The sequence below is a fragment of the Janibacter sp. CX7 genome (genome assembly GCF_024362365.1).
Taxonomy (GTDB): domain Bacteria; phylum Actinomycetota; class Actinomycetes; order Actinomycetales; family Dermatophilaceae; genus Janibacter.
In genome coordinates this window covers 1116329-1135778 of the sequence record NZ_CP101464.1, presented here as the reverse complement: position 1 = coordinate 1135778, position 19450 = coordinate 1116329, and the positions used below count along the sequence as shown (strand labels likewise).

The window sequence follows — 19450 nt, the reverse complement described above, 5'->3', positions numbered from 1 at the left end:
CGCGCCAAGCCTACGTGTCCCCCGGGAGGTCGAGGACGAAGTGGTCACCGTCCGGCACGAAGCCGAGGCGGGCGTAGTAGGGGTTGCGCATGCCCGACGGCGTGCGCACCCGCGTGTAGCCCCGCCGGCGGAAGGGACCCTCCTGCCCGAAGACGAACTCCCCGGGCGTGCGGTCGCGGTAGCGGGCGGTGACGTGGTCGAGGACGATCCGGGCCTCCCCCTTCGCCCCGGGTCGCACGACGACCACCCCCACGGTTTCGTCGCCGGTGAGCACGAGGTAGCAGTCGTCGTCGGCGCTCGGGTCGTGGACGAAGCCCGGCTGCCAACGCTCGATGTCGGCCGCGTGCACCCGCAGGACGTGCCGCAGGTAGGTGTCGTCGGCGGCCACCTCGAGGACCTGGTAGGCGCGCCCGTCGTGGCGGTCGCGGTGCGCCCGCACGAGGTACCAGACGTTGATCGCGGCGAGCACGACGTTGAGCCCGACCATGGGCCACACCCCGACCGCGCCGTTGTAGCCGATCAGGACGAGGCAGCCGAGGAGGTTGATCCACCGCAGCCGGTGCAGGTTGGTCTGCAGCAGGGACACCACGAGGACCGCGGAGCCCACCCAGCCGACCACCTCGAGCAGGGTCGAAGTCATCGCCCGAACCTACCGGCCTAGGGTGCCGTCATGGAGCCCTTGCACCACGCGCCCATCATCGACATCCACACCCACTTCATGCCGCAGCGGGTCCTCGACAAGGTGTGGGCCTACTTCGACTCCGCCGGTCCGCTCACCGGCCGGCCGTGGCCGATCACCTATCGCACGGACGAAGGGGAGCGCCTGGCCACCCTGCGAGCGCTCGGTGTGCGGGCCTTTCCCTCGCTCAACTACGCCCACCGTCCCGGTATGGCGCAGTGGCTCAACGACTGGTCCACAGACTTCGCCGCGCGGGTGCCCGAGGCGATCCACTCGGCGACCTTCTACCCGGAGCCGGGTGCGGCGGAGTACACGCAGGCGGCGATCGAGGCCGGGGCCCGCATCGTAAAGGTGCACGTCCAGGTCGGCGACTACCCGCTCGACGACCCACGTCTGGACGAGGTCTGGCCGGTGCTCGAGCGCTCGCGCACGCCCATCGTCATGCACGCCGGCAACGGCCCGGCGCCGGGGCGCTTCACCGGGCCGGCCGCCGTGCGCGACCTGCTCGAGCGGCATCCGCGCCTCGTGCTCGTCATCGCCCACATGGGGATGCCCGACTACGGCGACTTCCTCGACATCGCCCGCGAGCACCCCGACGTGCACCTCGACACGACGATGGCCTTCACCGACTTCACCGAGGCCCTCGCCCCCTTCCCCACCGACCGGCTCGACGACCTGGCCGAGCTCGACGACCGGGTGCTCTTCGGCAGCGACTTCCCCAACATCCCCTACTCCTACGAGCACGCCGTGCAGGCCGTCACCGACCTCGGGCTCGGCGACGACTGGACGCGGGCCGTGCTGCACGACAACGCTGCCCGGCTCCTCGGGGAGTGACGTCGGGGCGGCTCAGGCCGTCGTCGGCCGGTGCAGCACCGCCCGCAGCACGAGCCCGGCCACGAGGGCCCAGAAGGCCGCGCTGACCCCGGCGACGGCGGTGCCCGACGCCGCGACGGCGAAGGTGACGACCGCCGGCACCTGCTCGCCCGGCTCCGCCAGCGCGGAGCGAAGGGAGGTCGCGAGCGTGCCCATGAGCGCCAGTCCCGCCACGGCCGCCACCACCCCTTCGGGCGCGAGCGAGACGAGGGTGGCGAAGGCTGCGGAGGCGATGCCGATGGGCACGAGGACGATGCCGGAGGTCACGCTCGCGATCCAGCGGCGGGAGCGGTCCTCCCCGGCATCGGGACCGGCGGCGAGGGCGGCGCTGATCGCCGCGAGGTTGATCGCGTGCCCGCCGGCGGGCGCCCCGAGGACGGTCCCCGCACCGGTGACGAGCATCGAGCGTCGCCACGGCACCTCGTAGCCGAAGCCGCGCATCACCGCGACACCCGGCACGTTCTGCGAGGCCATGGTCACGAGGTAGAGCGGCAGGGCGATCCCGACGAGGCCGCCGAGTGTGAAGGTCGGGGCGGTGAGCTCGAGCCGGGGCACGAGGGAGCCAGCGTCGACGGGCGCGCCGGAACGGGCGAGGTGGACGGCGATGACGACCGCCGCCGCGACGAAGGCGAGCGGCGAGGCCCACCGCGGCGCCAGCCGCAGGGCGAGCACCCACACGATGACCACCGGCCCCACCGCCCACGGGTTGGCCGCCATGCCCGTCACCGTCCCGAGGCACAGCTGCATGACGATGCCGGCGAGCATCGCCTGCGCCACCGAGGCGGGGATCCGGGTGATGAGCGACCCGAGGGCCGGCACGAGTCCCGTCGCGAGGACGAGGACACCGGTGACGACGAAGGCCCCGACCGCCGCCGGCCAGCCTCCGTCGACCGTCCCCGTGGAGGCGAGCAGCGCGGCTCCGGGCGTGGACCACGCCACGGTGATCGGCAGCCGGGTCGTCAGGGAGAGGACGATCGAGCTCAGGCCCATGAGGATCGTCACGGCCAGCAGCCCGCTGGCGGCCTGCGCGTGGGTCGCCCCGACGGCGGTCAGTCCCTGCAGGACGACGACGAAGGCGCTCGTGAAGCCGACGAGCGCCGTGACGACACCGGCCGCGACCGGGCGGCTCGTCTCGATCGGCATGCGCACACGCTAGAGGGTGCCGTGACATGCAGAAGGCCCGGACCGCGATGCGATCCGGGCCTTCTGGCTCCCGGGTGGAGCTGAGGGGATTCGAACCCCTGACCCCCTCCATGCCATGGAGGTGCGCTACCAACTGCGCTACAGCCCCGAGTGGGTTTCCCCCGAAGGGGACTGCGAGAGTTTAACCCTACGCACCCCCGCTTTTCCAAATCGGGCTCCGCGAGGGGCTCACAGGCCCTCGGCGGAGGCATTCCACTGGGTGATCCGCCAGCCGGAGCGCCCCTGCTCCACGACCGCCCAGTGGCAGTTGCCGAAGCCCCCGAGCACCCGCCAGGCGGTCTGCTGCTCGAGGCCGACGAGCTCGGCGACGACGGTGCGGCCGGTCACGCCGTGGGTCGCGACGACGACGGTCTCCCCCGGGTCCATGCCGTCGACGAGCTCGTCGATGGCCGGGCGCACGCGCTGGGCGAGCTCGGCGAGCGACTCGCCGTGGCCGCCCCGCTTGAAGTCCTCGCCGCTCACGAGCCGCTCGGCGTCGAGCGGGTACTGCTCGCCCACCTCCGCGGCCGTCAGACCCTGCCAGGCGCCGGCGTGGATCTCGCGCCAGCGCTCGTCGACGGCCACGTCGAGGTCACCGCTCGCGGCGGCGACGGCCAGTGCCGTGTCGTGGGCACGGGAGAGGTCCGAGGAGACGATCCGCGAGGGACGAAGGGCGGCGATCGCCCGGGCCGCAGCCGCGGCCTGCTCCCGACCCAGGTCGGTCAGCTCGTGGTCGAGGTGCCCCTGCCAGATGCCCTTGAGGTTGGAGACGGTCTGGCCGTGGCGCAGCACGATCAGGCGACGGGGCTCCCCCTTCGCCTCGCTCACCGCTCGTCGGACTGCTGCGAGCCCACGACACCGAGGTCGAGGCGCGGGCAGTCGCGCCAGAGGCGCTCGAGGTCGTAGAAGTCCTTTTCCTCGTCGTGCTGCGCGTGCACGACGACGTCACCGAAGTCGATGAGGACCCATCGACCGGGGCCGTTGCCCTCACGGCGCAGCGGCTTGATCTGGGCCTCCTCGCGCATGGCCTCCTCGACGGCGTCGACGATGGCCTGCACCTGACGCTCGTTGTCGGCGGAGACGATGAGGAAGATGTCGGTGAGCGGCATCTGCCCGGACACGTCGAGCCCGGTGATGGTCGTCGCGAGCTTGTCGGCCGCCGCGCGGGCGGCGATGGTCGCGTTGTCGATGGCCTGCTGGGTGGCTACCACGGTGTGTCGGTCACTCCCGGTCGTCGGTGTAGAGCTCGTACTTGTTGATGTACTGCACGACGCCGTCGGGCACGAGGTACCAGACGGGTTCGCCGGCGGCGACGCGCTGTCGGCAGTCGGTGGAGGAGATCGCCATGGCGGGCACCTCCTGGAGGGTCACCCGGTCCTCGGGCAGCCCCGTCTCGCTGAGGTGGTAGCCGGGGCGGGTGACGCCGATGAAGTGGGCGAGGTCCCACAGCTCGCCGACGTCCTTCCACGACAGGATCTGCGCGAGGGCGTCGGCGCCGGTGATGAAGAAGAGCTCGTCGTCGGGGCGCAGCTCGCGCAGGTCGCGCAGGGTGTCGATCGTGTAGGTCGGGCCCTCACGGTCGATGTCGACGCGGCTGACGGTGAAGCGCGGGTTGGACGCCGTCGCGACCACCGTCATCAGGTAACGGTGCTCGGCCGGGCTGACCTGGGTGTCCGCCTTCTGCCACGGCTCCCCCGTGGGGACGAAGACGACCTCGTCGAGCCCGAAGCGCGAGGCGGCCTCGCTGGCGGCGACGAGGTGACCGTGGTGGATGGGGTCGAAGGTCCCACCCATCACGCCGAGGCGCTTGCTCAGTGGTGGTCCCCGTGTGCGTGGTCGTCGTGGACCTCGTGGGCGACCGTGTTGTCCGCGGTCGGGATCTTGGTCGCGGCCTGGCGGAAGGCGAAGAGGACGGCCAGCATCATCGCGAAGATCAGCAGGGCGAAGAGGCCGTAGCCCCACGGCGGGATCGGCAGCGCGTTGTGGTGCTCGGTCTCGGCAGCGAGGGAGACGAAGGTGCTCAGCATGCGGCCCATGCTACCCGGCCGTCCCCGGCCGAGGTTGTCCACCGTCGCCGTCCACAGGCCTGTGGGTGAGAGCGAGGAACGCGCCCTGCGCCTGTGGACAGACGTGTGGGCGGTGTCCGCTCACCGATGGGCGGGCTGTGGTGTTGCCGGGGGCCGCCGCAGCGGCGTAGAACAGTCCTCACACCGCGGCCGTCGGGAGGCGGCCGGCAGGACCACAGGGATAACGACGATCGCACGTCTGGCACGGGGGAGGCTCCGAGTCGGGCTCGGGCGACCATGGCGACGTCGGCGCCTCCTGGTCCACGTGTCACCGCATCGTCGCGGCCTCGTGCCGCGCGTTGTGCTGCAGTCGCCGCAGGACCCCACGGGGCGTGACACGCACAGCGGTCGAGGGCCCTCCCCCGCGTCGGGGGGAGGGCCCTCGGCTGTGTCCGGGACGGGCGAAGGGGGGTCAGCCCCGGATCTGGCCGTCGCCCTCGACGACCCACTTCGTCGTCGTCAGCTCGGGCAGCGCCATCGGGCCGCGGGCGTGCAGCTTCTGCGTCGAGATGCCGATCTCCGCCCCGAAGCCGAACTCCCCGCCGTCGGTGAAGCGCGTCGAGGCGTTGACGAGCACCGCCGCCGCGTCGACCTCGGCGGTCCAGCGCCGGGCAGCCGCCCGGTCCTCGGTGACGATGGCCTCGGTGTGGCCGCTGCCGTGGCGGCGCACGTGCTCCATCGCCGCGTCGAGGTCGTCGACGACGGCGACGGACATCTCGAGCGCGAGGTACTCGGTGTCGAAGTCCTCGTCCGTCGCGGGCTCGACCGTCACGCCCTCGGGGGCGAGCTCGCGGGTCGCCTCGTCGCCGTGGAGCACGACGCCGGCGGCCGCGAGCTCGCGCAGCGCGTCGGGCAGCACGTCGGCGGCGACGGCGCGGTGGACGAGGAGCGACTCGGCGGCATTGCAGACGCTCGGGCGGTGGGTCTTGGCGTTGAGCGTGATCGCCAGGGCCTTGTCCCGGTCGGCGGCGGCGTCGACGTAGACGTGGCAGTTGCCCACGCCGGTCTCGATGACGGGCACGGTCGACTCGGTGACGACGGTCTGGATCAGGCCCGCACCCCCGCGCGGGATGAGCAGGTCGACCAAGCCGCGGGCGGTCATGAGCGCCTTGACCGCGTCGTGGTCGCCCTCGAGCAGCTGGACGGCGTCGGCCGGCAGGCCGTGCGCCTCCAGGGCCGAGCGAAGGGCGGTGACGAGGGCACGGTTGGTGCTCGCGGCGGCCGAGCCGCCGCGAAGGATCATGGCGTTGCCGGACTTCAGACCCAGGCCGGCGGCGTCGACGGTGACATTGGGGCGGGCCTCGTAGATCATGCCGACGACCCCCATCGGCACCCGCACCTGGCGGATCTGCAGGCCGTTGGCGAGCGTCGATCCGCGCACGACCTCGCCCACGGGGTCGGGCAGCCCGGCGAGGTCGCGCAGGGCGTCGGCGACGGCCGCGACGCGCTCGGCGTCGAGGGCGAGGCGGTCGAGAAGGCCGGTGGCCATCCCCCCTTCGCGCCCGCGCTGGAGGTCCTGCGCATTGGCGGCGACGACGTCGTCCGTGGCGGCATCGACGGCGTCCGCGAGCGCCAGCAGGGCGGCGTCCTTGTCGGCGCGGGTGAGCAGGGCGAGAGTGCGGGAGGCGACGCGGGCCCGCTCGGCGAGGTCCGTGACCGTGGCGATGCTGTCCGTCATGCGCACAGGCTACGACCGGGCGATGCGATGATGCCGGGGTGACCACGATTCTGTCGATCCAGTCCCACGTCGCCTACGGCCACGTCGGCAACTCCGCTTCTGTCTTCCCCATGCAGCGCCTCGGTGTCGAGGTCTGGCCGGTGCACACGGTCAACTTCTCCAACCACACCGGCTACGGCGCGTGGCGGGGTCCGCTGATGGACCCGGCCGACGTCGCCGACGTCATCACCGGGATCGGTGAGCGTGAGGCCTTCGCCGAGGTCGACGCCGTCCTGTCCGGCTACCAGGGCGGTGAGGGCATCGGCGCGACGATCCTCGAGGCCGTCGCCGCGGTCAAGGCCGCCAACCCCGACGCCATCTACGCCTGCGACCCGGTGATGGGCAATGCGAAGTCGGGCTGCTTCGTCCACGAGTCGATCCCCGTGCTGCTGCGCGACAAGGTCGTCCCGCAGGCCGACCTCATCACGCCCAACCAGTTCGAGCTGGGCTTCCTCACCGAGACCGAGCCGGAGACGCTCGAGGAGACCCTCGCCTCCGTCGACGCCGCGCGGGCGATGGGGCCGAGCACCATCCTCGTCACCTCGGTGCTGCGCCCCGACCGGCCCGAGGGCACGATCGAGATGCTCGCCTGCCACGAGGACGAGGCGTGGATCGTGCGCACCCCGCACCTGCCGCTCAAGGCCAACGGCTCCGGCGACGTCACAGCCGCGCTCTTCACGAGCCACTGGCTGCGCAGCCGCGACCTGCAGCAGGCCCTCGGCGCGACCGTCTCGGCGGTCTTCGACCTGCTGCAGCTCACCCTCGACTCCGGCAAGCGGGAGCTGCAGCTGGTCCAGGCGCAGGAGGCCTACGCCCACCCGCGCATGCAGTTCGAGGTCACCCGCGTGCGCTGACCCGGGTCAGAGCAGGGCGAGGTGGTCACGGTGGATGACCTCGCGCTCGTACTGCGGGCCGATCTCCTTGGCCAGGTCCTTGGTGCTGCGCCCCATGAGGTGCGGCAGCTCACCCGAGGTGTAGTTGACGAGGCCGCGCGCGATGACGGTGCCGTCGGGGCCGACGACGTCGACCGGGTCGCCGTCGGTGAAGGAGCCGGTCACCCCGGTGATGCCGGCGGGCAGGAGCGAGCGGCCCCGCTCCCGCAGCGCGGTCACCGCGCCCTCGTCGATCTGCACCGACCCGCGCGGGGTCGTCGCGTGGGCGAGCCACAGGGCGCGTGAGCCCCGCCGACGTCGCGCGGGCGCGAAGGCCGTGCCGACGTCCTCGCCGGCGAGCGCCTCGGTGACCTGGTCGGCGGAGGTGAGCACCGTCGGGATGCCGGACGCACCGGCGATCGTCGCGGCCTCGACCTTCGTCGTCATGCCGCCGGAGCCGACGGCCGAGCCGGTGCCGCCGATGGAGATCGACTCCAGCTCCGCCGGGTCGGCGACGAGCTCGACCCGCTCGGCCCCGGGTGTGCCCGGCTTGGCCGTGTAGAGCGCGTCGACGTCGGTGAGCAGCACGAGGGCGTCGGCGCCGACGAGCTGGGCGACGAGCGCGGCGAGCCGGTCGTTGTCACCGAAGCGCACCTCGTGGGTGGCGACGGTGTCATTTTCGTTGACGATCGGCAGCACGCCGAGGTCGAGCAGCGAGTCGAAGGTGCGCTTGGCATTGGTGTAGCTCGTGCGCCGGGTGACGTCGTCGACCGTCAGCAGGACGAGCCCGATGGTGTGTCCGTGCCGGCCGAAGGCCTTGTCGTAGGCCGACAGCAGCACGCCCTGCCCGACGCTCGCGGCCGCCTGCTGGCGGGCGAGGTCGCTGGGCCGCGTCTCCATGCCGAGCGGGCCGATACCGGCGGCGATGGCGCCGGAGGAGACGAGGACGACCTCGGTGCCCTCGCTGCGCCGGGCGGAGATCGCGTTGACCAGCGCGGTGAGCCGGGCGACGTCGAGCTCTCCCCCGGCGGCGCTCGTCAGCGACGACGAGCCGACCTTGATGACGATGCGCCGGGCCCGGGCGATCGCCCGCCGGGCGTCGGCTCCCATCAGTCGTCCTCGGTCCAGTGCCCGGCGTCGCGCTCGGTGCGCAGGTCCTCGCGGGCCGCGGTCTGGGCGTCCTTGCGGGCGTGGAACTGCTCGCGCCGCTCCTGGGTCGTGCGCCGAGTGCTCTCCTCGAGGCGCAGGTCGGTGCCGCGGCCGCCGAGCAGCTCGGCACCGCCGACGAGGGTGGGCTCCCAGTCGAAGACGACGGCGTCGTCCTCGGGGCCGATGAGCACGGTCGAGCCGGCGACGGCTCCCGCCTTGGTCAGCTCCTCCTCGACGCCCGCACGGTTGAGGCGGTCGGCGAGGTAGCCGACGGCCTCGTCGTTGGCGAAGTCGGTCTGGTGGACCCAGCGGGTGACCTTGGCACCGAGGACGCGGAAGACCTCGCCCTCCGAGCCGCCCTCGCGACGCACGACGAAGCCGGCGTCGTCGACGGCCTTGGGGCGCAGGACGACCCGCTGCGGGGCGACCTCGACGGCCGACTCCGCGCGCGCCGCCTGGACGTGGCGGGCCATGGCGAAGGTCAGCTCGCGCAGGCCGGTGTGGGCGACGGCGGAGACGATGAAGACCTCGAGGCCGCGCTCCTCCAGGTCGGCCTTGACCATGTCGGCCAGGTCGAGCGCGTCGGGCACGTCGGCCTTGTTGAGCACGACGATGCGGGTGCGCTCCGACAGCGGGCGACCGCCGAGGGTCTCGTCGGCGACATAGGCCGCGAGCTCGGCCTCGATGACGTCGAGGTCGCTCATCGGGTCACGGCCCGGCTCGAGCGTCGCGCAGTCGATGACGTGGACGAGCACGGAGCAGCGCTCGACGTGGCGCAGGAACTCCAGACCCAGGCCCCGCCCTTCGCTCGCCCCGGGGATCAGGCCCGGGACGTCGGCGACGGTGTAGCGCACGTCGCCGGCGGTGACGACGCCGAGGTTGGGCACGAGGGTGGTGAAGGGGTAGTCCGCGATCTTGGGCCGCGCCGCGGAGAGCACGGAGACCAGCGAGGACTTGCCGGCGCTCGGGAACCCGATGAGGGCGACGTCGGCGAGGGACTTCAGCTCGAGGACGACGTCGGTCGACTCCCCCGGCTCGCCGAGCAGCGCGAAGCCGGGCGCCTTGCGCCGCGCGCTCGCCAGCGCCTTGTTGCCGAGACCGCCACGACCGCCCTGGGCCGCGACGAAACGCGTGCCGGGCGTGACGAGGTCGGCGAGGACGTCACCGGCGCGGTTGGTGACGACGGTGCCGGCGGGCACGGGCAGGACGAGGTCCTCGCCGTTGGCGCCGTTCTTTTCGTCGCCGGCGCCCGGAGCACCGTTGGTCGCCCGGCGGTGCGGGCTGCGGTGGTAGTCGAGCAGGGTCGTCACCTGCGGGTCGACGACGAGGACGACGTCGCCGCCGTGGCCGCCGTTGCCCCCGTCGGGGCCGCCGAGCGGCTTGAACTTCTCCCGGTGCACGGACGCGACGCCGTGGCCACCCCGGCCCGCCTCGACGTGCAGGGTGACCCTGTCCACGAAGGTCGTCACGACCTCACCTTTCCTTCGATCTGGTACGGCGAAGGGGGCAGGTCACCTCGACCCGCCCCCTTCGCGCATGCTGTGGCTCGCGTCAGCTGGCGGTACCCGCCGGGAGGACGCTGACGACCTTGCGGCCGCGCTTGGCACCGAACTGGACCTCGCCGTCCGCCAGGGCGAACAGCGTGTCGTCACCACCGCGGCCGACGTTGTCGCCCGGGTGGAAGTGGGTCCCGCGCTGGCGCACGATGATCTCACCGGTGCCGACGATCTGGCCGCCGTAGCGCTTCACGCCGAGGCGCTGCGCGTTGGAGTCGCGGCCGTTCTTGGACGAGGAGACACCCTTCTTGGAAGACATGTCAGTGGGTTCCTAACTGTTGAAGGAAGGCTCAGGCCTTGATGTCGGTGATCTTCAGCTGCGTGAGCGGCTGACGGTGACCCTGGCGCTTGCGGTAGCCGGTCTTGTTCTTGTACTTCATGATCGTGATCTTCGGGCCCTTGGCGGCCCCGACGACCTCGGCCTTGACGCTGACCTTGGCCAGCTTGTCGGCATCGCTGGTGACGGTCGAGCCGTCGACGAGCAGGATCGGCTGCAGGTCGATGCTGTCGCCGGCCTCGCCCTTGATCGAGTTGATGAGGATGGTGTCGCCGACGGAAACCTTTTCCTGGCGGCCACCCGCGCGAACGATCGCGTACATCAGGGGGAACTCACTCTCTGTCTGAAGTGCACTCGCTCTGTCTGACCGGCCAACAGTCCCCATGCACAGGCATGGAGCGTCCGCTCGGTGGGCGCACCAAGGGTCAAGACTACCGGCGACCCCCTCCACCGGACAAACCGGCGAAGGGGGTCGACGTGCAGTGCTCGGGTCAGGCCTTGGGCGGGCCGGCCTCGGAGGTCACGCGCTTGCGCTTGCGACGGGCCGGGGCGGCCGGCTCGGGGTCGGCGACCGGCGTGGTCGGAGCCTCGCCGGACTCCCCCGCGACCTTGGTCAGCGGGGCGCCCGTCGGCTCGGCCGGGGCGGTGAGGTCGACGGCCTGGAGGGCCACCGGGGCACCGGCGCTCGAGGCGGCGCGGCGGCCCCCACGACGACGCGTGGGCGCCGGCTGCTCGGGCTGCTCCACCTCGGCCACCTGCTCCTCGGCGGGCTGCTCCACCTCGGGCTCGGGCTGCGGCTCCGGCCGGGCCTCGGGCTCCGCGGTCGCGGTGAGGTCGACCGGCTCGAGGGCCACGGGAGCCCCCGCGCTGGATGCGGCGCGGCGGCCGCCGCGGCGACGCGTGGGCGCCTTCGGCTCGTCGGCCGGCTCCGGCGTCGGCTCGTCCGTGGTCGCGGCCTCGGTCTGCGCGATCTGCGCGACGTCGTCCTCGCCCGGCTCTCCGGCGATGTTCTTGATCGCCGCGGCGTGGGCCGCCGCCGCGATCTGGGCCGCGGTGCGGCCGTTGGCGTCGGTCGACTCCTCGACCGGCTCCGGCCGCTGCTGCGAGGACTCCTTGTCCCCCTTCGACCGGCCGCGACGGGACTTGCCGCCACCGTGGTTGCCGCCGTGGTCGCCCCCGGCGTGACCGCCCGGGTCGTGGGCCACCGGCTCGTTGGAGACGATGATCCCGCGGCCGTGGCAGTGCTCGCACTCGGTGGAGAAGACCTCGATGAGGCCGGAGCCGACCCGCTTGCGGGTCATCTGGACCAGGCCGAGCGAGGTGACCTCGGCGACCTGGTGCTTCGTGCGGTCGCGGCCCAGGCACTCGAGCAGGCGGCGCACGACGAGGTCGCGGTTGGCCTCGAGGACCATGTCGATGAAGTCGACGACGATGATGCCGCCGATGTCGCGCAGCCGCAGCTGGCGCACGATCTCCTCCGCGGCCTCGAGGTTGTTCTTCGTCACCGTCTCCTCGAGGTTGCCCCCGGAGCCGGTGAACTTGCCGGTGTTGACGTCGATGACCGTCATCGCCTCGGTGCGGTCGATGACGAGCGAGCCGCCGGACGGCAGCCAGACCTTGCGGTCCATCGCCTTGGCGATCGCCTCGTCGATGCGGTGCGCGGCGAAGACGTCACCGTCCCCGGTCCAGCGCTCGAGGCGCTCGGACAGGTCGGGCGCCACGTCGTCGACGTAGCCCTTGATCTCGCGCCAGGCGCCCTCGCCGGCGACGACCATGCGGGCGAAGTCCTCGTTGAAGATGTCACGGATGACCCGCACGGTCATGTCGGGCTCGGCGTGGAGCAGGACGGGCGCGCCGCCGGCGGAGCCCTTCTTGCCCTTCTTGCTCTCGGCCTTGGAGCTGATCTTGTCCCAGGCGCGGGTGAGCCGCTCGACGTCGGCGGTCAGCTCGGCCTCGGAGGCGCCCTCGGCCGCCGTGCGCACGATGACGCCGGAGTGGTCGGGGACGACCTGCTTGAGGATGCCCTTGAGGCGCGAGCGCTCGGTGTCGGGCAGCTTGCGCGAGATGCCGGTCATGCTGCCGCCCGGCACGTAGACGACGTAGCGGCCCGGCAGGGAGATCTGCGAGGTGAGGCGGGCGCCCTTGTGGCCGATCGGGTCCTTCGTCACCTGGACGAGCACGGAGTCGCCGGCGGACAGCGCATTCTCGATCCGTCGGGCCTGGCCGTTGCCGACGCCCTGCGCCTCCCAGTTGACCTCGCCGGCGTAGAGCACGGCGTTGCGGCCCTTGCCGATGTCGATGAAGGCGGCCTCCATGCTCGGCAGCACGTTCTGCACCCGGCCGAGGTAGACATTGCCGACCATCGTCGAGGTCGTCTCGCGGGAGACGTAGTGCTCGGCCAGGACGCCGTCCTCGAGGACGCCGATCTGCGTGCGGTCGCCGTGCTGGCGCACGACCATGACCCGCTCGACGCTCTCGCGGCGGGCGAGGAACTCGGCCTCGGTGATGATCGTGCGGCGGCGACCGGCCTCGCGGCCCTCGCGGCGGCGCTGCTTCTTCGCCTCGAGGCGGGTCGAGCCCTTGATCGACTGGGGCTCGTTGCGGCGCGACTCGCGCACCTTGGTCACGGTGCCGGGCGGGTCGTCCTGGCTGCCGTTGCCACCGCCGCCGCCACCGCGACGGCGACGGCGCCGACGGCGCGAGCTGCTGCCGCCCTCGTCGTCACCCTCGCCCTGGTCGGCGTCGGAGTCCTCGTCGGAGCCGGCGTCGGCGTCGGCGTCGGTGTCGGACGTGTCGTCGGCGGTGTCCTGCTTCTTCTTGCCGCCGCTGCCACGGCCGCCCTTGCCCTTGGCCTTGCCCTCGGACTGCTGCTCGTCGTCGCCCTCGGCGGACGCCTCGTCGTCGGAGCTGCCGGAGGAGTCGCCGGAGTCCTGACCGGAGTCGGAGTCGTCACCGGAGCGGTTGTTGCGGCCGCGGCCGCCACGCCGCCGGCGACGGCGCCCGCCGTCAACCTGACCGGGGTCGGCGTCCTGCGAGCCGGAGTCGTCCGAGCCGGAGTCCTCGTCCGTGTCGGGCTGGTCGTCCTCCTCCTCGTCCTCGACGTCCTGCGGCTCGGGGGCCGGACGACGGGCCGGGGCCGGCGCGGGGGCCGGGGGCTGGAAGAGCAGACCGAAGCTCGGGACGGCCGCGGGGGCCGGGGTTGCTTCGGTCTCGGTGGCGGTCTCGACGGTGTCGTCGACCGGCTGGTCGTTGTCGGTGGCCATGTGGCACCTCCTGCACACCGGCCGGACCCCGACACCAGCACCCGAGGGTGCAGTCCAGCCGCCGTGCGGCGTGGCGGGCGCTCGCCCGCGGAAGAGTCCGTGTTGCCTCGACGTGGCTCGCGCCCAGCGCGGCACCCCGTCGGGGCCGGCGACGGCTCAGTCGGTGGCCAGTGGGTCGGCCACGCTCTCGGTCTCGCTGCTCCAGATCCCCTGCGCCAGGCGCGTCGCCTTGGGCGATCGCGTCGGCGCGAACGAGGTGGCAGCGGTGATCGCGCTGAGGACGTCGTCGGGGCGAACGGCAGGTGTGGTGTGCCGCACGACCATCGTCAGTATCGCACAGCCCTCGTCGGACAGACCCGTCTGTGCCCGGATGACGGGCTCGCGCGCGTCGTAGGACTTCATGCCCTTCTTGAACATCCGGCTGACCTCGACCCGCTCCTGCGCGAGGAAGCCCTCGACCGCCCGGTCGAGATCGGCCAGCTCGACGCCGGGGAACTCCAGCAGCCACCGGCTCGCCTGGAGCCGATCGGCGAGTGCGCCCGGCTGGGCCTCGACGACGGAGACGATGTCGAGCCCGTCGGGCAGGGCCGCGTCGAGCGCCCGGCCGAGGGCGTCGGGGTCGACCCGCTCGGTCACCGAGATCTCGAAGTACTCCGCCTCGCTCGCGGCGCCGGTCGCCGCGCCGTTGGCGTAGGAGATCTTGGGGTGCGGGTGGAAGCCCGCGGAGTAGGCCATCGGGACGCCTGCACGACGCAGGGCCCGCTCGAGGGCACGCCCGAAGTCACGGGTCGAGGAGTAGCGCAGCCGACCGCGTCGGGCGTACTGGATGCGCAGCTTCTGGACCGCCGGCGGTGGCGGCGGACCGTCGGGGGTGCGTTGCGGGGACATGGAGGTCAAGCCTAGGCGCCGCGCGCGAGCAGCTCGACCAGGTGGACCCCGGTCCGCTCCGACAGGTCGGCGATCTGCGTCTGGCACGAGAAGCCGTCGGCGAGGACGACCGCGTCGCGGCCGGCCGCCTCGATCGCCGGCAGGAGCTGCTGCTCGGCAACCTTGACCGAGACCTCGTAGTGGCCGAGCTCGACGCCGAAGTTGCCGGCCAGGCCGCAGCACCCGCCGAGCCGGGTCACCGTCGCGCCGGTGCGGGCGAGCAGCGCCTCGTCGGCCGACCAGCTCATCACCGCATGGTGGTGGCAGTGCGGCTGGGCGACGACCTCGGTGCCGGTGAGGTCGGGGGCGACCCAGCGCCCTTCGTCGATGGCGCTGGTGAGCACCTCGGCGACGGTGCGCACTCCCCCGGCCACCTGCCGGGCCGCGCCGGACTCGACGAGGGCCGGCAGGTCGTGGCGCAGGGCCGCGGTGCAGCTCGGCTCCATGCCGACGACCGGGATGCCCGCGGCGACGACCGGGGCGAGGACGTGGGCGGCCTCGGCGAGCGTCTTCTTCGCCGCGTCGAGCTGCCCCGTGGAGATGAAGGTCAGGCCGCAGCACAGCGCCTCCGCCGGGACGAAGGGGGTGAACCCCGCCTCCCGCAGCACGGCCACGGTGGCCCGCCCGACCTGCGGCGAGAAGTGGTCGGTGAAGGAGTCGACGAAGATCGCGACGGGGTGATCTGTGCCGGCGGCCTGCGCGGCCGAGGCGACGAGCCCCTCGTCGGCGGCCCAGGAGCGGAAGGTCTGCCGCGCGAAGGTCGGGATGCTCCGCCTCGGGTCGACGCCCGCGGCGGGCAGGGTGAGCCGCTTGATGCCCGGGAGCGAGGTGAGGGCGTTGGCGACCCGGGGGATCTTCGAGGCGACGCGGGCCAGCTGCGGCAGCCGGCCGAGCGAGTAGTGGCTGCGCGGACGGATGCGGCCCTTGTAGGTCTGGTGGAGGGTCTCCGACTTGTAGGTCGCCATGTCGATGCCCGTCGGGCAGTCGCTGGCGCAGCCCTTGCACGACAGGCACAGGTCGAGCGCGTCGTGGACCTCGGGCGAGCGCCAGCCGTCGGTGATCGTCGTCCCGTTGAGCATCTCCTGCAGGGCGCGGGCGCGGCCGCGGGTGGAGTCCTTCTCCTCCCCCGTCGCGAGATAGCTCGGGCACATGACCGTGCTCGACGTGCCGGCGGCGCGGCACTTGCCGACCCCGGTGCAGCGGTGCACGGCCTGGCTGAAGTCGCCGTCGTCGCCCGCGTAGCCGAAGGCGAGCGGCACGGTGACCTTGTGGGCCGCGGGGATGCGGATGTCGGCCTCGACGGGCGCAGCATCGACGAGGACCCCGGGGTTGAGCAGGTTGGTCGGGTCGAAGGCGTGCTTGACCGCGCCGAAGAGCGCCATCGTCTCGGGCCCGTACATGCGCGGCAGCAGCGCCGAGCGGGCCCGGCCGTCGCCGTGCTCGCCGGACAGGGAGCCGCCGTAGGAGGCGACGAGGTCGGCGGCCTGCTCGACGAGCCGGCGGTAGCGGTCGGTGGCGTCGGGCGCGTCGAGGTCGACGTCGAGCCGGATGTGCAGGCAGCCGTCGCCGAAGTGGCCGTAGGGCAGGCCCTGCACGTCGTGCTCGTCGAGCAGCGCGTCGAAGTCCCGCAGGTAGTCGCCGAGCCGCTCCGGCGGCACGGCCGCGTCCTCCCAGCCCGCGTGCGCGGGGCGGTCGCGGGGCGAGCGCGAGGACAGCCCGGCGCCGTCCTCGCGGATCTTCCACAGCGAGCGCGCGTGGCCGGGGTCGGTGACGACGAGCGAGTCGGTGTGCGGGATCTCGCGGCAGACCCGCTCGGCGGCGGCCTGCGCGGCCGCGGCGTCGTCCCCGGGGACCTCGACGAGCATCCACGCGGCGCCGCGCGGCAGGTCGGGCACGGCGTGCGGGCCACGGCGGCGGCGCACGATGTCGACGATGCGCGAGTCGATGCCCTCGGCCGCGACCGCGCCCAGCCCCTTGAGCTGGTGGGCGACGTCGCCGGCGGCGTAGATGTCGGGGAAGCCCAGGACCGCCAGGCAGGTGGCCGCCGGGTCGGTGACCAGCCGCACCCGCGCCTGCGTGACGACGGCGAGGGTGCCCTCGGAGCCGACGAGCATGCGGCCGATGTCGCGGCCGCGCTCGGGGGCGAGGTGCTCGAGGGCATAGCCCGAGACCTGCCGGCCGAAGCGGCCGAACTCCGTGCGGATCGTGCCGAGGTGGTCGTCGGCCAGCTGTGTCAGGCGGGCGACGAGGGCGTCGTCCCCGGTGAGCGAAGGGGGTCCCCCCGCCACTCCCGTCGTCGCGGACAGGGTCGTGCCGGCCGCGGTGAGCAGCTCCATGCCGACGACGTTGTCGCTCGTGCGGCCGTAGCCGAGCGCGCGGTTGCCGCACGCATTGTTGCCGATCATGCCGCCGACGGTGCAGCGGCTGTGGCTGCTCGGGTCGGGGCCGAAGCGCAGCCCGATCTCGCGGGCACGGGCCTGCAGCGTCGCGTGCACGGTGCCCGCCTCGACGAGGGCGGTCGCGCTGTCGCGGTCGACCTCGAGGACCCGGCCGAGGTGGCGGGCGGTGTCGATGACGATGCCCGGGCCGACGGCATTGCCTGCGCACGAGGTGCCGGCCCCTCGCGTGGTCACCGGGACGCCGAGCTCACGCGCGACCGCGAGGGTCGCGGCGATCTCGTCGGTGTGCCGCGGGAAGACGACCGCCCGCGGGGGCACCCGGTAGATGCCCGCGTCGGTGGCGTACATGCCGATCGTCAGGGCGTCGGTGCGGGCGTCGGCGACGCCCTCGCGCCGCAGCGCCTCGGTGAGCACGGTCGGCGTCGCGGTCGTCGGCGTCGCAGTCATGTCGGGCATTCTCCCCCTTCGTCCGTCGTCGGGGTCGAGGGGCCCGCAGGGCGGTCAGGAGGGGCGGACCATCTCCTGCTTGCCCGCCCCGAGGACGGTGAGCGGCAGCAGCGTCTTGCCCGTGGGGCCGATCTCGATGTCGGTGCCCATCTGGGGGCAGACGCCGCAGTCGAAGCACGGGGTCCAGCGGCAGTCGTCGACCTCGGTCTCGTCGACGGCGTCGAGCCAGTCCTGCCACAGCCACTCCTTGTCGAGGCCGGAGTCGATGTGGTCCCAGGGCAGGACCTCCGACTCCTCACGCTCGCGGGTGGTGTACCAGGCGACGTCGACGCCGGTGCCCTCGAGAGCGGTCTCGGCGGCCGACATCCAGCGGTCGTAGGAGAAGTGCTCGCTCCAGCCGTCGAAGCGACCGCCGTCGCGCCACACCTGCTCGATGACCCGGCCGACGCGGCGGTCACCGCGCGAGAGCAGGCCCTCGACGATGCCCGGCTTGCCGTCGTGGTAGCGGAAGCCGATGGACCGGCCGTAGCGCTTGTCGGCGCGGATCGCGTCGCGCAGCTTGTGCAGCCGCTCGTCGGTCTCCTCGGCGCCGAGCTGCGCGGCCCACTGGAAGGGGGTGTGCGGCTTGGGCACGAAGCCACCGATGGAGACGGTGCAGCGGATGTCGTTGTGCCCGGCGACCTGGCGACCGGTCTCGATGACCCGCTTGGCGACCTCGGCGATCTGGAGGACGTCCTCGTCGGTCTCGGTCGGCAGGCCGCACATGAAGTAGAGCTTCACCTGGCGCCACCCGGCGCCGTAGGCCGCGGAGACGGTCTTGATGAGGTCGTCCTCGGTGACCATCTTGTTGATGACCTTGCGGATGCGCTCGGATCCGCCCTCCGGGGCGAAGGTCAGGCCGGACCGACGGCCGTTGCGGGTCAGCTCGTTGGCCAGGTCGATGTTGAAGGCGTCGACGCGGGTGCTCGGCAGCGACAGGCCGGTGTTGGTGCCCTCGTAGCGGTCGGCCAGGCCCTTGGCGATGTCACCGATCTCGGTGTGGTCGGCGCTCGAGAGCGAGAGCAGGCCGACCTCCTCGAAGCCGGTGGCCTCGAGGCCCCGCTCGACCATCTCGCCGATGCCGGTGATCGAGCGCTCGCGCACCGGGCGGGTGATCATGCCGGCCTGGCAGAAGCGGCAGCCGCGGGTGCAGCCGCGGAAGATCTCGACGCTCATCCGCTCGTGCACCGACTCGGCGAGCGGCACGAGCGGCTGCTTCGGGTAGGGCCAGGCGTCGAGGTCCATGACGGTGTGCTTGTCGACCCGCCACGGCACGCCGGTCTCGCTCGGCACGACGCGCTGGATGCGCCCGTCGGGCAGGTAGTCGACGTCGTAGAAGGCGGGGACGTAGACGCCGCCGGTCGCGGCGAGGCGACGCAGCACCTCGACCCGGCCGCCCGGGCGGCCCTGGGACTTCCACTCGCCGATGATGTCGGTGGCGGTGAGCACCGCCTCCTCGCCGTCGCCCACGATCGCGGCGTCGATGAAGTCGGCGACCGGCTCGGGGTTGAAGGACGCGTGCCCGCCCATGACGACGATCGGGTGCTCGTCGCCGCGGTCGGCCGCGTGGAGCGGGATGCCCGCGAGGTCGAGGGCGGTGAGCATGTTGGTGTAGCCCAGCTCGGTGGAGAAGCTCAGCCCGAAGACGTCGAAGTCGCCGATCGCGCGGTGCCCGTCGACGGTGAACTGCGGCAGCCCGTGCTCGCGCAGCAGGGCCTCCATGTCGGGCCACACCGCATAGCTGCGCTCGGCGAGCGCGTCGGGCCGCTCGTTGAGCACCTCGTAGAGGATCATGACGCCCTGGTTGGGCACGCCGACCTCGTAGGCGTCGGGGTACATCAGGGCCCAGCGGACCGTGAGGTCCTGCCCGCCGGGGCCGTGACCACCGACGTGCCAGTCCTTGACCGTGGAGTTCAGCTCGCCCCCGACGTACTGGATGGGCTTGCTGACCTGCTCGAGCAGGGGCTCCAGGGCAGGGAAGATCGACTCACCGGACATACCCCA

Annotated in this window: 17 protein-coding genes and 1 tRNA gene; 2 read left to right on the top strand and 16 right to left on the bottom strand. The window is 72.7% G+C overall.

The features are described from left to right. Window positions 1-10: 10 nt before the first annotated feature. Window positions 11-640, bottom strand: a complete 630-nt coding sequence (locus NMQ01_RS05590; protein WP_255185877.1) for a hypothetical protein — start codon at window positions 638-640, stop codon at window positions 11-13. A gap of 30 nt (window positions 641-670) precedes the next feature. On the opposite strand from NMQ01_RS05590, the gene NMQ01_RS05585 reads away from it, so the two are divergent. Then, window positions 671-1513, top strand: coding sequence for an amidohydrolase family protein (locus NMQ01_RS05585; protein ID WP_255185876.1), 843 nt, complete (start codon window positions 671-673; stop codon window positions 1511-1513). Window positions 1514-1525: 12 nt separating this feature from the next. Here the strand turns inward: NMQ01_RS05585 and NMQ01_RS05580 are convergent, their stop codons facing one another. From NMQ01_RS05580 to NMQ01_RS05550, 7 genes are all read right to left on the bottom strand, one after another. Then, window positions 1526-2695: a benzoate/H(+) symporter BenE family transporter gene (locus NMQ01_RS05580; protein ID WP_255185875.1), complete on the bottom strand. Its 1170-nt coding sequence runs from the start codon at window positions 2693-2695 to the stop codon at window positions 1526-1528. Between the two features lie 75 nt (window positions 2696-2770). Next, window positions 2771-2843: transfer RNA gene (locus NMQ01_RS05575), tRNA-Ala, on the bottom strand. Between the two features lie 80 nt (window positions 2844-2923). Beyond that, window positions 2924-3562: a histidine phosphatase family protein gene (locus NMQ01_RS05570; RefSeq protein WP_255185874.1), complete on the bottom strand. Its 639-nt coding sequence runs from the start codon at window positions 3560-3562 to the stop codon at window positions 2924-2926. Next, window positions 3559-3945 carry a ribosome silencing factor gene (gene rsfS / locus NMQ01_RS05565; RefSeq protein ID WP_255185873.1) on the bottom strand — a complete coding sequence of 129 codons (387 nt, stop codon included), beginning with the start codon at window positions 3943-3945 and terminating at the stop codon, window positions 3559-3561. The genes NMQ01_RS05570 and rsfS overlap by 4 nt, the downstream gene beginning before the upstream one ends. A gap of 10 nt (window positions 3946-3955) precedes the next feature. Then, window positions 3956-4531, bottom strand: a complete 576-nt coding sequence (gene nadD, locus NMQ01_RS05560; protein ID WP_255185872.1) for a nicotinate-nucleotide adenylyltransferase — start codon at window positions 4529-4531, stop codon at window positions 3956-3958. Between the two features lie 14 nt (window positions 4532-4545). Continuing rightward, entirely contained in the window at window positions 4546-4761 is a 216-nt protein-coding gene (locus NMQ01_RS05555; protein ID WP_255185871.1) for a hypothetical protein, read from the bottom strand. Window positions 4762-5212: 451 nt separating this feature from the next. Further along, entirely contained in the window at window positions 5213-6478 is a 1266-nt protein-coding gene (locus tag NMQ01_RS05550; RefSeq protein WP_255185870.1) for a glutamate-5-semialdehyde dehydrogenase, read from the bottom strand. 38 nt (window positions 6479-6516) lie between these two features. Here NMQ01_RS05550 and pdxY point away from each other — a divergent pair, with 38 nt between their 5' ends. After that, complete coding sequence (pdxY, locus tag NMQ01_RS05545) at window positions 6517-7371, top strand: pyridoxal kinase PdxY (RefSeq protein WP_255185869.1); 855 nt, start codon at window positions 6517-6519, stop codon at window positions 7369-7371. Window positions 7372-7377: 6 nt separating this feature from the next. On the opposite strand, the gene proB is transcribed toward pdxY, so the two are convergent. The 8 genes from proB to NMQ01_RS05505 form a co-directional block, all read right to left on the bottom strand. Continuing rightward, window positions 7378-8499: a glutamate 5-kinase gene (proB, locus tag NMQ01_RS05540; protein WP_255185868.1), complete on the bottom strand. Its 1122-nt coding sequence runs from the start codon at window positions 8497-8499 to the stop codon at window positions 7378-7380. After that, window positions 8499-10007, bottom strand: coding sequence for a GTPase ObgE (obgE, locus tag NMQ01_RS05535; RefSeq protein ID WP_255185867.1), 1509 nt, complete (start codon window positions 10005-10007; stop codon window positions 8499-8501). Before obgE ends, proB begins: the two co-directional genes overlap by 1 nt. 82 nt (window positions 10008-10089) lie before the next feature. After that, window positions 10090-10353 (bottom strand): 50S ribosomal protein L27, encoded by a 264-nt coding sequence (rpmA, locus tag NMQ01_RS05530; RefSeq protein ID WP_255185866.1) that lies wholly within the window; start codon window positions 10351-10353, stop codon window positions 10090-10092. Between the two features lie 31 nt (window positions 10354-10384). After that, window positions 10385-10693 carry a 50S ribosomal protein L21 gene (gene rplU / locus NMQ01_RS05525; protein WP_255185865.1) on the bottom strand — a complete coding sequence of 103 codons (309 nt, stop codon included), beginning with the start codon at window positions 10691-10693 and terminating at the stop codon, window positions 10385-10387. Between the two features lie 169 nt (window positions 10694-10862). After that, complete coding sequence (locus tag NMQ01_RS05520; RefSeq protein WP_255185864.1) at window positions 10863-13634, bottom strand: Rne/Rng family ribonuclease; 2772 nt, start codon at window positions 13632-13634, stop codon at window positions 10863-10865. Between the two features lie 156 nt (window positions 13635-13790). Further along, window positions 13791-14522 (bottom strand): TIGR03936 family radical SAM-associated protein, encoded by a 732-nt coding sequence (locus NMQ01_RS05515; RefSeq protein WP_255185863.1) that lies wholly within the window; start codon window positions 14520-14522, stop codon window positions 13791-13793. 11 nt (window positions 14523-14533) lie between these two features. Further along, complete coding sequence (locus tag NMQ01_RS05510) at window positions 14534-17407, bottom strand: FAD-binding and (Fe-S)-binding domain-containing protein (RefSeq protein WP_255185862.1); 2874 nt, start codon at window positions 17405-17407, stop codon at window positions 14534-14536. Between the two features lie 54 nt (window positions 17408-17461). Continuing rightward, window positions 17462-19444, bottom strand: a complete 1983-nt coding sequence (locus NMQ01_RS05505; RefSeq protein ID WP_255185861.1) for a TIGR03960 family B12-binding radical SAM protein — start codon at window positions 19442-19444, stop codon at window positions 17462-17464. Window positions 19445-19450: the final 6 nt, after the last annotated feature.